The sequence below is a fragment of the Taklimakanibacter albus genome, from assembly GCF_016595235.1.
Lineage (GTDB): Bacteria > Pseudomonadota > Alphaproteobacteria > Rhizobiales > Aestuariivirgaceae > Taklimakanibacter > Taklimakanibacter albus.
Map to the genome: position 1 here is coordinate 1,273,436 of NZ_JAENHL010000007.1, position 12,278 is coordinate 1,285,713.

Genomic DNA, 12,278 nt, shown 5'->3' on the forward strand with positions numbered 1-12,278 from the left:
CAAGCACGCGATGATTAACAGAAAGCGAACAGTATCAGGCACGACACGTCCTTCCCTACCCGGCGCCCTTTTGCCCGATTGTGACGGCCACGCCAAGTGATTCAGGCATCTCAGAATCACAATGTGGCGATAAAATTTCCTAGTGAGGCGTCCGCAATTCCCCTCGCCCCTGGAATGCGCTATCCCCGCGAGGCAATAAACTCATAGTCAACACGCATGGCCCGCCGCTCGCTCAGCAAGGATACCGCTCTCGTCCGTCAGCGCCTCGATGGCCATCCCATCGTGCTGGTCGGCCTCATGGGCGCCGGCAAGACGACGGTCGGCCGCCGCCTCGCCGAGAAGCTCGGCCTCACTTTCGTCGATGCCGACCACGAGATCGAGGTCGCCGCCGGGCAGACCATTCCGGAGATCTTCGCCAAGCATGGCGAGGCCTATTTCCGCGACGGCGAACGCAAGGTGATCGCCCGCCTCCTCGAAAACGGTGCCCAGGTGCTCGCCACCGGCGGCGGCGCTTATATGAATGCCGACACCCGCAACGCCATCCGCACCCACGGCATCTCGATCTGGCTCAGGGCCGACTTCGACCTTCTGATGCGCCGGGTGCGCCGGCGCTCCAACCGGCCGCTCCTGCAGAATGACGATCCCGAAGGTGTCATGCGCAAGCTGATCGCCGATCGTTATCCCGTCTATGCTGAAGCCGATATCACGGTCGACAGCCGCGATGTGGCCCATACATCCATCGTCAACACCATCATCAAGACCCTGGCCCGCTGGCCGGGCTGGGACCGACTGACCAATGAACAACGCTGAGGCGCTTCACCCTGCCACCACCGTCCCTGTCGAGCTCGGCGCGCGGCGCTACGAGATTGCCATCGGCGCCGGCCTTCTCGCCGAGGCAGGCAAACGCATCAAGCCGTTCCTCAAGCGTCCGGTCACCGCCATCGTGACCGACAGCACCGTCGCCGGCCTCCATCTCGATGCCTTGCGCAAGAGCCTCGCGGCGGAAGGCATCACCTCGCGCGCCATCGTGCTGCCCGCCGGCGAGGCGACCAAAAGCTACCGCCATCTCGCCGAGACCTGCGATGAGCTGCTCGCCGCCGGCATCGAGCGGCGCGACATCGTCATCGCCTTCGGCGGCGGCGTCATCGGCGATCTCACCGGCTTCGCCGCGGCGATCCTCAGGCGCGGCGTCGACTTCATCCAGATTCCCACCACCTTGCTGGCACAGGTCGATTCCTCGGTCGGCGGCAAGACCGGCATCAACTCGCCCCATGGCAAGAATCTCATCGGCGCCTTCCATCAGCCGCGCACCGTGCTGATCGACATCGCGCTTCTCGACACACTGCCCAAGCGCGAGCTCGCGGCCGGCTACGCCGAAGTCGCCAAATACGGCCTGCTCGGCGATGCATCCTTCTTCGCCTGGCTCGAAGGCAATGCTCAGTCACTGTTCGCCGGCGACGCCCAGTCGCGCATCAAGGCGATCACCAAGAGTTGCGAGATGAAGGCGCATATCGTCACCGAGGACGAGACCGAGACCGGTGTGCGCGCCCTCCTCAATCTCGGCCATACTTTTGGCCATGCGCTCGAGGCGGCGACCGGCTATTCGAGCCGCCTTCTCCATGGCGAGGGGGTAGCGATCGGCATGGCGCAGGCTTTCCGCTTCTCGGAGAAGCTCGGCCTCTGCGCCAGGGGCCTCGCCGAGCGCGCCGAGGCGCATCTGCGCTCTGTCGGCCTGCCGACCCGGCTTGCCGATATTCCGGGCGACCTGCCGGGCCCTGAGAAGCTTCTCGAGATCATGCGCCAGGATAAGAAGGCAGTGGCGGGCAAGCTCACTTTCATCCTGGTGCGCGGCATCGGCGAAGCGTTCATCGCGCGCGACATCAAGGAGAGCGACGTGCTAGCCTTCCTCGCGGAGGAACAAGCGGCAAGATGACGGCGCTGCAGCGCGGCTTCAAACGTCTCCTGGAAAGGCTGGGCCTCGCCAGGTCGCAGACTGGGCAGGAAGAACTGCGCGGCGCCATCGATCAGCATCTGAAAGAGGGAGCGGTCGTCAAGAAGGACCGCGACATGCTGGGCGGCGTCCTCGACCTTTCCGAGCTCGAGGTCTTCGATGTCATGGTCCACCGCACCAAGATGACGATGGTGGACGTGGCGACGACGCCGGACGAGATCATCAAGGAAGTCCTGAAGAGCGGCCACAGCCGTGTGCCGGTGTGGAAAGACAGTCCCGACAACATCATCGGCGTTCTGCATGTGAAGGATCTTTTCGCCTCGCTCCTCGAGCGTGAGGGCGATGCGTCAGGGATCGCCATCGAGGCGATCGTCAAGCCGCCCTGGTTCGTGCCCGACACACGGCGCGTGTCGGACCTGCTCGCCGCCTTCTTGCGGCGCAAATCCCATTTCGCCATGGTGGTCGATGAATATGGCGAGGTCATGGGCCTCGTCACCCTCGAGGACGTGCTGGAGGAGATCGTCGGCGACATTTCCGATGAGCATGACGCCGAACGTCCGCGCATCCGCAAGCAGAAGGATGGTTCGATCATCATCGACGGCGCGGTGCCGATCCGCGATTTGAACCGCACCCTCGACTGGCACCTGCCGGATGAGGAAGTGACGACCATCGCCGGCCTCGTGGTGCATGAGGCGCGCATGATCCCCGATGCCGGCCAGGCCTTCACCTTCCATGGCTTCCGCTTCGAGGTGATGCGCAAGCGCCGGCATCAGATCACCACGCTCAGGATAAGCCCGGCGCCGGTGGAATAAACCATCTCATCGTGCAATTTTTGTGAAACCCATGGCGTTGCTATACTGCAAGGCATGGGACGCGCCCGTCATCGAATATGGAAGCTTGAATATGAAGGTGAGCTGGAGATCACGACAGCCAGCCCTCATATACTTCTGAAGATTCAGATTCTCTCCAGCACCCAAGCCGACGCGACACTCTACCGCTCACGCATTTCCCGCCTCGATATGTTTAGCCTCCGCCCATTCACCCAGCCCGAGGAGGCGGTCCATGAATGGTTCGTCGTCGATGACAGCTTCGAGGTCCGAGAGTTCGAAGCCGCCGGCCTTTCCGAGGCTGTGGAACTGACAATTCAGGTGGTTGAAGGACGCTTGGAGAATTCAATGACACTGGACAAGGAAGATGAATGGCGCTCGGCCTGTCTTAAGCTGGCGACCGACTTCTCTGAGGCGTGTCGAGAAATTCAGACCGACAATCCAGACCAGGCCACACCCACAATAGATGTGGTCATCGCTGATCTCGCGACGGAGCTTTGGGACCAGGGGTTCAGCCAGACTGAAATTCGCCGGGCGTTCCAGGCTGCCATGGATGCGCTCCCGGCCTATGCGGCAGGTCACGAGCGCAGAAATTGATCCCGCAGCGCGTCATTGCCGCCGTCCCTTCATCACTTTGGTCGCTGCCTTCAAATTACCACCTTGTCACCCAATCTTCCGTAACGCGATGAAAGACACGGCGGCATATGATCTGGTGATCGTGGGAGCGAGCTTTGCGGGCCTGGCTTGCGCGCGCGCCGCCGCCATCCGCGGCCTGCGCACGCTGGTCATCGAGGCCAAGACCGATCCGGGTGCGCGCATCTCGACCACCGGCATCATCGTCAAGGAAGCGGCCGACGAAATCGACATTCCGCCGCATCTCACCCGCACCGTGCATGGCGTCCGTCTTTATGCGCCGTCGCTGCGCTCCGTCGATCTCTTCGCGCCCGGCTATTATTTCCTCACCAGCAACACCGCCGACCTGATGCGCTGGATGGCGCGCGAAGCCGAGGCGGCCGGCGCCGACATCCGCTGCTCGACAAGGCTCGATCGCGTCGAACGCCAGGGCGACAGGATCTTCCTGCCGCAGACGGGCCTGCGCACCCGCTATCTCGTCGGCGCCGATGGCGCCCGCTCGACGGTCGCGCGGCTCTTCGACCTCGGCCGCAACACCCGTTTCCTCACCGGTCTCGAGATCGAATATCCGGAGCTCCCCGAGGCCGATCCGGATTTCCTCCATTGCTTCCTCGATTCGCGCCTCGCCCGCGGCTATCTCGCCTGGGTGGCGCCGGCGCCCGGCTTCTTCCAGGTCGGGCTCGCCACCAATGGCGACACCAAGCCCGATCTCAAGGCCTTCCTCGCCCACACCGAGAAGCTCTTCGGTTTTTCGAAAGTCGCGCTCAAGGAACGACGCAGCGGCCGCATCCCGGTGGGCGGCCCCGTTTCACCTTTCGCGGCTCCCCAGGTTCTGCTCATCGGCGATGCGGCGGGCCATGTCTCGCCCTTGACCGGCGGCGGCATCCGCCTCGCTTTCCGCTATGGCCGGCGCGCCGCGCAATTGATTGCCGATCACCTCACCCGCCACGGGCCTTCGCCCGAGCGCGTGCTGGCGCGCGAGATTCCGGCCATGCGCAAGAAGCTTCTGCTGCGCCGCGTGATGGACGCCGCGCCGCCCAACTGGCTCTACGACCAGGTGATCGGCACGCCCTTGATGAACTGGTTCGCGCGCAAGGTATATTTCCACCGCCGCGCCTGGACCGGCGACAGCCTCGAAAATTTCGAGCAGCGGATCAGAAGCAGAGTCTAGCGCATCGGCCCGAGAAGTGTACGCGGTTCTCGGTTAAGCCGATGCGCTCCCATCTAAGTCATTTTGGTGCCGATGCCTGGATGGCGAGTGCATGCACGCGCGTCCTGAGGTCTTCCTTCAAGGTTTCGTTCACCATACGATGCGTATCGACCCGACTCTTGCCGGTGAAGGCCTCAGACACAATTTTGACGCGGAAATGGCTTTCACCATCGGGATGCGATCCGGCATGGCCCGCATGCAGATGCGACTCATCGACGACATCGAGCATCTGTGGCCTGAAGGCTTGCGATAGCTTATCCTTGATTTGCGTACCGATGGGTCCGAGCGTCATGACTTGCTCCTGTCTCAACTGATGACCATAATTGGTGGCGATGAAACTCGATTCCAAATATTTCGACAAGATTCGCGTCAAGCGGGGCGAGGAGCGCGTCACGCGCGACAAGCATCCGCCCTGCGAATGGCCAGGCTGCCCCAAGCCCGGGCGCCACAAGGCGCCCAAGGGCCGTAACCAGGAAGGCCAGTTCCACTCCTTCTGCCTGGAGCATGTCCAGCAATACAACAAGACCTACAATTACTTCGACGGCATGAAGGACGACGCGGTGCGCGACTTCCAGAAGGAAGCCCAGACCGGCCATCGCCCGACCTGGAAGCTCGGCCAGAATTCGAGTTCCATGAATGCGCAAGGCCGCAGGGCCAAGCCCGGCAGCTTCCGCGATCCGTTCAATTTCCTGGGCGAGAACGGCAAGGAAGTGAACACCGGCACCGCCCGCCCCCTTCGCAATGCTGAGTTGAAGGCACTGCATACGCTGGGCCTCGACGAGACGGCGACCAAGGAAAAGGCCAGGGCCCAGTATAAAACCTTGGTAAAAAGGCTTCATCCGGACGCCAATAACGGCAGCCGGGCCAATGAGGACACGCTCAAGGCGGTGATCCAGGCTTATGATTACCTGCGCTCGACGGGATTCTGCTAGCGCGGGATGCGAAAAAGCGGATACCGGTTTTTCGCGAGAATCCCGCGCTAAATTTAAAGAATCGATCACGTTTGTGAGTTTGGATTGGTTCAATCCAACCTCATCGTGATCTAAGAGCGCCCCCGATCAGGGTTTTCGAGCCTTGCCCAGGCCCGTTTGACCGTCTAGAACCTCCGCACTCCGAGACCTCATATATTGGCAACAAAAATATGACCGCGACCGCTAATGGCGAAGCAGCCCCGCTCCCCGACATGAAGGTGTCGGTGCGGCAGCTGTTCGGCTTCGATTCGAACCTGGAAGTGCCGGCCTATTCCAAGGCCACCGAGCATGTGCCCGATCTCGACGAAGACTATCTCTTCAATCGTGAAACCACGCTCGCGATCCTGGCCGGCTTTGCCTATAACCGCCGCGTCATGATCTCCGGCTATCATGGCACCGGCAAATCGACCCATATCGAGCAGGTCGCCGCGCGCCTCAACTGGCCGTGCATCCGCATCAATCTCGACAGCCATATCAGCCGTATCGATCTCATCGGCAAGGACGCCATCGTCCTGAAGGACGGCAAGCAGATCACCGAATTCCGCGAAGGCATCCTGCCCTGGTCGTACCAGCACAATGTCGCGCTGGTGTTCGACGAATATGATGCCGGCCGCCCGGATGTCATGTTCGTGATCCAGCGCATCCTCGAATCGTCCGGCAAGCTGACGCTGCTCGACCAGTCGCGCGTCATCCGCCCGCATCCCGCTTTCCGGCTGTTCTCGACCGCCAATACGATCGGCCTCGGCGACACCACCGGCCTCTATCACGGCACCCAGCAGATCAACCAGGCGCAGATGGACCGCTGGTCGATCGTCACCGCGCTCAACTACCTGCCGCATGCGCAGGAAGTCGGCATCGTGCTGGCCAAGAGCAAGAGCTATGACAACGACAAGGGCCGCAAGACCATCGCCAACATGGTGCGCGTCGCGGATCTGACCCGCAACGCCTTCATGCAGGGCGATCTTTCGACCGTCATGAGCCCGCGCACCGTCATGACCTGGGCGCAGAACGCCGAGATCTTCGACGATGTCGGCTTCGCCTTCCGCGTGACCTTCCTCAACAAGTGCGACGAGCTCGAGCGCGCGCTGGTGGCCGAGTTCTACCAGCGCTGCTTCGGCGAGGAGCTGCCTGAATCGCCGGCGCATGTCGCGCTGTCATGAGGATGCCTGATGGCACAGGACCGCGAAGGACCGGCAGGCGAATTCCGTAATGTCCTGACGCTGGCGATGAAGACCATCGCCGGCGAGCCCGAGCTTTCGGTCTCCTTCGGCGCCGAGGCGCCGAGCCTGCAGGGCAAGAAAGCCAAGCTGCCGCAGATCTCGACCGAGCTCGACCGGCAGGAAGTCGCCATCACCCGCGGCATCGCCGACAGCTTCGCCATGCGTCTCGCCAATCACGACGACGGCGTCCACAATCGCTATCGCCCCGAAGGCAAGAACGCGCGCGCCATGTTCGAGGCGGTCGAGCAGGCACGCGTCGAATGCATCGGCGCCCGCGCCATGCCGGGCATGGCGCAGAATCTCACCGCCATGCTGCAGGACCGCTATCACAAGAAGATGGCGGGCAGGCCCGCGACCAAGAAGGACGCGCCGCTCGAGGAAGCCGTGGCCCTCCTGGTGCGCGAAAGATTGACCGGTGCGCCGCCGCCCGACGACGCCAAGGCGCTCGTCGAGCTGTGGCGGCCTTGGGTCGAGGAGAAGGCCGCGGGCCATCTCGACCATCTGACCGACGCCATGACCGACCAGGCGGCCTTCGCGCGCATGTCGCGCGACATCATCGCCGCGCTCGATATGGCGGACGAGCTGGGTGAGGACCCGGACGAAAGCGACGACAGCGACGAGAACGAGGAAGCCGAACCCGATTCCGGCGACCAGCAGGAGACGCCCGAGGGCGAGGAGCAGGAAAGCCAGCAATCGGCGGCCGAGGAACTGCAGGACGCCGAGGGCGAGACCGACGCCTCTGAGATGGATGCCCAGCAGCTCGATGTCGACGACATGCCGGACGACATGGACAGCGAGGAATCCCCCGACGGCGAGGAGCCCTGGCGCCCGCAATTGCCCTTCTCGTCGCTCTCCAACGAGGATTTCTACCGCGTCTATACCAACCAGTTCGACGAGGAGATCGCGGCCGAAGATCTGTGCGACTCCGAAGAGCTGTCGCGGCTTCGGAACTATCTCGACAAGCAGCTCTCCAATCTGCAGGGCGTGGTGGCAAGGCTCGCCAACCGCCTGCAGCGCCGCCTGATGGCGCAGCAGAACCGGTCCTGGGATTTCGATCTCGAGGAAGGCCTGCTCGACGCGTCGCGGCTCACCCGCGTCGTCATCGACCCCTTGCACGCGCTTTCCTTCAAGGTCGAGCAGGACATGCAGTTCCGCGATACGGTGGTGACGCTGCTACTCGACAATTCGGGCTCGATGCGCGGCCGCCCCATCACGGTGGCCGCCACCTGCGCCGACATATTGGCGCGCACGCTGGAACGCTGCGGCGTCAAGGTCGAGATCCTAGGGTTTACCACCAGGGCCTGGAAGGGCGGGCAGTCGCGCGAGAAATGGCTCGCCGCCGGCAAGCCCGGCAATCCGGGCCGCCTCAACGATCTGCGCCATATCATCTACAAATCGGCCGACACGCCCTGGCGTCGCGCCAGGCGCAATCTCGGCCTGATGATGCGCGAAGGCCTGCTCAAGGAGAATATCGACGGCGAGGCGCTGATCTGGGCGCATAACCGCCTGCTCGGCCGCACCGAGCAGCGCCGTATCCTGATGGTGATCTCGGACGGCGCGCCGGTCGACGATTCGACCCTGTCGGTCAATTCCGGCAACTATCTCGAAAAGCACTTGCGCCAGATCATCACCGACATCGAAAACCGCTCGCCGGTCGAGCTCATCGCCATCGGCATCGGTCATGACGTGACGCGTTACTACAAGCGCGCCGTCACCATCGTCGATGCCGAGGAGCTGGGTGGCGCCATGACCGAGAAGCTCGCCGAGCTCTTTGAAGAGCGCGCGCCGAAGCAAGTAAAGCGCGAGCCCGCGAAACCGCGGCGTCGGCTCAACTGATGAAATGGCTGTGGGTATCAGCCCTCCTCCTGATCGCCGGCCCCGCCGGCGCTGAGGAGAAAGCGCTCAGCGTCCGCACCCAGCCGGTCAAATCCTTCACCATGTTCTCGCAGCTCGTCACCTTCGGCGGGCTCGAATGGCGCGGCGGCATCGAGCTGGCGAGCGACGATGAACGTTTCGGCGGCCTGTCCTCGCTCGAGCTCTCGGCCGACGGCACCGGCCTCCTCGCCGTGTCCGACCGCGGCTTCTGGTTCAAGGCCGTTCTCGTTTATACCGACGACCATCTTTCGGGGCTCAAGGACGCGGTGATGGCGCCGATTCTGGGGCCTGACGGCAAGCCCTACAAGGGCAAGGTCAGGAACGATGCCGAGGCGCTCGCCGGCTGGGAGCCGATGCGCATCGACGGCAAGGTGATCGTCGGCTTCGAGAGCCGGGCGCGCGCCGGCCTCTATGATCTGGGCAAGGACGGCTTCAAGGCGCGCTTCAAGGATCTGAAGCTGCCCAAGGCCGTCGCGAAGGGCCCGCCCAATCAGGAACTCGAGGCGATCGGCCGTTTCGCGTCAGGTCCCTTGGCGGGCTCGATGCTCGCCATCTCGGAGCTTAACAAGGACGAGAACGGCGATATCCGTGCCTGGGTGTGGGGCGGCAAGAAAGCCTTCGGCTTCTCGATCAAGCAATATGAGGATTACGCCATCACCGATCTCGCCATCCTGCCCGATGGCGACGTCCTCACGGTCGAACGTAGCTTCAGCGCCACCAGCCTGCCCGGCATGGCGGTCCGCCGCATCAAGACCGAAGACATCGTCGCCGATGGCGCCGTGGCCCCGAGCCTCGTCTTTTCCGGCCGCATGCCCTTCTATCGCATCGACAATATGGAAGGCATCGCGGTGTCGAAGCTCAATGGCGAGACGCGCGTGACCATCATTTCCGACAACAATTACCGCCCGCAATTCCAGCGCACGCTGCTTCTGCAATTCGCGCTCAAGCCCTGATTAATCCAGCCGCATTTCCGGCTTGTTCCCGACATGACGTTATGTCAGTCATGGGGCATCCGGAGGAGTGATGCCGATCGCATGCCGCTTGGTTCTGGCGCTTGTCCTGTTGCTCGGCGCCATCCTGCCCGTCGGCGCCGGCGAGCCGCTTAAAGGCGTCGCTCTGGTCATCGGACAATCAGCCTCTGAGAGCCTGGTGCCGCTGCCCAATCCCGGGCGCGACGCCAAGGCCATCGAAGACCTCCTCGATCGCCTGGGCTTCGAGACCGAGCTCGCCCGCGACGAGAATACGCGCAAGCTCCGGCGCAGCCTCGACATGTTCATCGAGGATGCCGAGGGCGCCGATGTGGCCCTCGTCTATTATTCCGGCCACGGCATCGAGGCGGGCGGGATCAATTATCTGATCCCCACCGACGCCGATCCGGAGGCGCTCGATGATGCCGATGCCAAGCTGATTTCGCTGCAGGACGTGCTGGAACGTCTGCGTACCAAGGCGCGGATCACCATCCTGCTGCTCGATGCCTGCCGGAGCAATCCGTTCCCGCCGGGGAGCCAGCTCAAACGCAGTACGGCCGCCACCGGCCAACCGATCCTGTCCGGTGGTCTTGGCGCCCCCAGAGGCGCGCGTCCCGCCGACGAAACGGTGACCGCGCTCGACAGTCTTGGCGAAGTGATCGGCTTTGCCGCCGAGCCGGGACAGGTGGCGCTCGACGGGCCCGCCGATGGCAACAGCCCCTACGCGGCGGCACTCCTCAAGCATTTCGGCGCCAACACGGCCTATGAGTTCGGCGACGTGATGACCATGGTGACGGAAGAGGTCTATCTCGCCACCGGAACGCGCCAGAAGCCGTGGACCAATACCAGCCTCAGACGGCTGTTGACCTTTGGCGGCGCGGTCGTGGACGCTTCCCCCGATGAAGCACGGCTGTCGATCGATCGACGCAAGCTCCTGCTCGCCATCGCCGCCACGCCCAAGGATATGCGCATCAGGCTCGAGGATCTCGCCAAGGCTCAATCGCTGCCGCTCGATCCGCTCTATGGCATGCTGGAGAGCCTCGCGGTCGATACGACATCCAATCCTGAGGACATCGAGAAGCAGATCCGCGCCGGTGCCGAAAATCTGAAGAAGTTGCTCGCCGACAATAGACTTTTCGCCGAACGGATGATTCCCCTGCGCGATGATGCCGAGCTCGCGCGGCTGTCGGTGCTCGGCGACCGGGCGGAGGCGCAGGGCTCGATCGCTCTGGCGCAGGATTATCGCGCCCAGGCTTCGCGGCGCGCCGATGAGCTGAGCAAGACGCTGGATCAGCGCGAAGCCGAAATCACCGCCACCCGCCTCGCTCTGGCCGCGACCTATGCCAAGGAAGCGGGAACGGCGATCATGGCCTTCGATTATCAGCTGGCGGCGGCGAAATACGAGCAGGCCTATCGCCAGGCGGCGAAGGACGATACCGATCTGGCCTCCTGGTACCGGCTGCAGCAGGCCAGCGCGCTCTACAACCATGGTCAGTATAAGGGCGATGGCGACGGGTTGCGGCAGGCGATAGGCCTTTACGAGGCCGCGATCGACCGCGAGAAAAATCCCGATTACCTGGCTGCCGTCCAGAACGATCTCGGCAATGCGCTGTCGCTTCAGGGCGAGCGTGAGGGCGATACCGGGACACTCACTCGGGCCGTCGCCGCCTATGAGGCCGCCCTCACCATCTGGACGAAGGAGAGCGCTCCGATCGATTGGGCGCGGACCCAGGACAATCTCGGCAGCGTGTTCGCCGCGCTGGGCGAAAGCAGCGGCGACGCCGATAATGTGAGCAAGGCCATCGCCGCCTATCAGGCGGCGCTCAGCGTCAGGACACGCGAGCAGTTGCCTCGCGATTGGGCACAGACCCAGACCAATCTCGGCACGGTCCTCAGATTGCAAGGCGAACGCCAAGACGATCCGATGACCCGGCTCGAGGCGATCGAAGCCTTTCAGGCGGCGCTGACGATATGGAATCCGGAAAGCGAGCCTTTCACCTGGGCGGTGACGCAGAGCAATCTCGGCAACGTGCTTCTGTCGTTCGGCCAGCGCGGCGACATGGAAAGCCTGGGCCAGGCAATAGACGCCTATGGAGCAGCGCTCACCCGCCTCACCCGCGCCAATCATCCGGCCGCCTGGGCCATGGCGCAGAACAATCTCGGCAGCGCATTGACGATCCGCGGGGAAAGCGAGGCCGGTTCGGAAAGCCTGACCGCGGCGGTCGCCGCCTTCGAGCTGGCGCTCACCGAACGGACCCGTGAGCGCATGCCCATGCAATGGGCGCGCACCCAGTTTAATCTCGGCTTGGCGCTGAAAGCCCTGGGGCAGCGCCAGAACGGCGCGGAGATGCTGACGAAGGCCAGCGCCGCTTTCGAAGGAGCGCTCACCCAGTGGACCGAGGAGAATGCCCGTTTCGATTGGGCGGCGGCACAGAACAATCTCGGCCGGACGCAGCTCCTTCTGGGCCAGCGCCGCGGCGACAAAGGGCTCCTCGAACAAAGCCGGCAATCACTTGAGCTGGCCTGGCGCACCTACACATCGGCGGGCCGGAATGAGTTCGATGATTATTTCAAGGACGCCTTGAACGAGGTCGATACCGCCCTCTCCGGCCTCCCGAAGTAA

General features: G+C 63.3%; 10 protein-coding genes and 1 pseudogene. 10 read left to right on the forward strand and 1 reads right to left on the reverse strand.

Annotated features, from left to right (window positions below; translation table 11 throughout):
• The first annotated feature begins 216 nt into the window (after positions 1 to 216).
• From JHL16_RS17580 to JHL16_RS17600, 5 genes and pseudogenes are all read left to right on the forward strand, one after another.
• Positions 217 to 810: a shikimate kinase gene (locus JHL16_RS17580; protein WP_200186162.1), complete on the forward strand. Its 594-nt coding sequence runs from the start codon at positions 217 to 219 to the stop codon at positions 808 to 810.
• Positions 797 to 1,933 (forward strand): 3-dehydroquinate synthase, encoded by a 1,137-nt coding sequence (aroB, locus tag JHL16_RS17585; protein WP_200186163.1) that lies wholly within the window; start codon positions 797 to 799, stop codon positions 1,931 to 1,933. Before JHL16_RS17580 ends, aroB begins: the two co-directional genes overlap by 14 nt.
• Before the next feature lie 68 nt (positions 1,934 to 2,001).
• A pseudogene (locus JHL16_RS17590) lies at positions 2,002 to 2,763 on the forward strand (HlyC/CorC family transporter); the annotation flags it as partial.
• A 54-nt stretch (positions 2,764 to 2,817) separates the two neighbouring features.
• Positions 2,818 to 3,375 (forward strand): hypothetical protein, encoded by a 558-nt coding sequence (locus tag JHL16_RS17595; protein WP_200186165.1) that lies wholly within the window; start codon positions 2,818 to 2,820, stop codon positions 3,373 to 3,375.
• 88 nt (positions 3,376 to 3,463) lie between these two features.
• Entirely contained in the window at positions 3,464 to 4,582 is a 1,119-nt protein-coding gene (locus JHL16_RS17600) for an NAD(P)/FAD-dependent oxidoreductase (RefSeq protein ID WP_200186166.1), read from the forward strand.
• Positions 4,583 to 4,640: 58 nt separating this feature from the next.
• Here JHL16_RS17600 and JHL16_RS17605 read toward each other — a convergent pair whose 3' ends face one another.
• The gene (locus JHL16_RS17605) at positions 4,641 to 4,913 is read right to left on the reverse strand and encodes a BolA family protein (RefSeq protein WP_200186167.1); all 273 of its coding nucleotides are present in this window, start codon (positions 4,911 to 4,913) and stop codon (positions 4,641 to 4,643) included.
• A gap of 40 nt (positions 4,914 to 4,953) precedes the next feature.
• Between JHL16_RS17605 and JHL16_RS17610 the strand changes: the two genes are divergently transcribed.
• The 5 genes from JHL16_RS17610 to JHL16_RS17630 all read left to right on the forward strand — a co-directional run bounded on the left by JHL16_RS17610 (position 4,954) and on the right by JHL16_RS17630 (position 12,278).
• Positions 4,954 to 5,553 (forward strand): J domain-containing protein, encoded by a 600-nt coding sequence (locus JHL16_RS17610; RefSeq protein ID WP_200186168.1) that lies wholly within the window; start codon positions 4,954 to 4,956, stop codon positions 5,551 to 5,553.
• Between the two features lie 209 nt (positions 5,554 to 5,762).
• Positions 5,763 to 6,752, forward strand: a complete 990-nt coding sequence (gene cobS / locus JHL16_RS17615) for a cobaltochelatase subunit CobS (protein WP_200186169.1) — start codon at positions 5,763 to 5,765, stop codon at positions 6,750 to 6,752.
• Between the two features lie 9 nt (positions 6,753 to 6,761).
• Positions 6,762 to 8,648: a cobaltochelatase subunit CobT gene (gene cobT, locus JHL16_RS17620; RefSeq protein ID WP_200186170.1), complete on the forward strand. Its 1,887-nt coding sequence runs from the start codon at positions 6,762 to 6,764 to the stop codon at positions 8,646 to 8,648.
• The gene (locus tag JHL16_RS17625; protein WP_200186171.1) at positions 8,648 to 9,640 is read left to right on the forward strand and encodes an esterase-like activity of phytase family protein; all 993 of its coding nucleotides are present in this window, start codon (positions 8,648 to 8,650) and stop codon (positions 9,638 to 9,640) included. Before cobT ends, JHL16_RS17625 begins: the two co-directional genes overlap by 1 nt.
• Positions 9,641 to 9,710: 70 nt before the next feature.
• A complete protein-coding gene (locus tag JHL16_RS17630; protein ID WP_200186172.1) occupies positions 9,711 to 12,278 on the forward strand; it encodes a caspase family protein in 2,568 nt (855 codons plus the stop codon).

Excerpts from the sequence above, each read along its gene's own strand:
- JHL16_RS17580 (WP_200186162.1), top strand. The coding sequence starts at position 217 with ATGGCCCGCCGCTCGCTCAGCAAGGATACCGCTCTCGTCCGTCAGCGC.
- aroB (WP_200186163.1), top strand. The coding sequence starts at position 797 with ATGAACAACGCTGAGGCGCTTCACCCTGCCACCACCGTCCCTGTCGAG.
- JHL16_RS17595 (WP_200186165.1), top strand. The coding sequence starts at position 2,818 with ATGGGACGCGCCCGTCATCGAATATGGAAGCTTGAATATGAAGGTGAG.
- JHL16_RS17600 (WP_200186166.1), top strand. The coding sequence starts at position 3,464 with ATGAAAGACACGGCGGCATATGATCTGGTGATCGTGGGAGCGAGCTTT.
- JHL16_RS17605 (WP_200186167.1), bottom strand. The coding sequence starts at position 4,913 with ATGACGCTCGGACCCATCGGTACGCAAATCAAGGATAAGCTATCGCAA.
- JHL16_RS17610 (WP_200186168.1), top strand. The coding sequence starts at position 4,954 with ATGAAACTCGATTCCAAATATTTCGACAAGATTCGCGTCAAGCGGGGC.
- cobS (WP_200186169.1), top strand. The coding sequence starts at position 5,763 with ATGACCGCGACCGCTAATGGCGAAGCAGCCCCGCTCCCCGACATGAAG.
- cobT (WP_200186170.1), top strand. The coding sequence starts at position 6,762 with ATGGCACAGGACCGCGAAGGACCGGCAGGCGAATTCCGTAATGTCCTG.
- JHL16_RS17625 (WP_200186171.1), top strand. The coding sequence starts at position 8,648 with ATGAAATGGCTGTGGGTATCAGCCCTCCTCCTGATCGCCGGCCCCGCC.
- JHL16_RS17630 (WP_200186172.1), top strand. The coding sequence starts at position 9,711 with ATGCCGATCGCATGCCGCTTGGTTCTGGCGCTTGTCCTGTTGCTCGGC.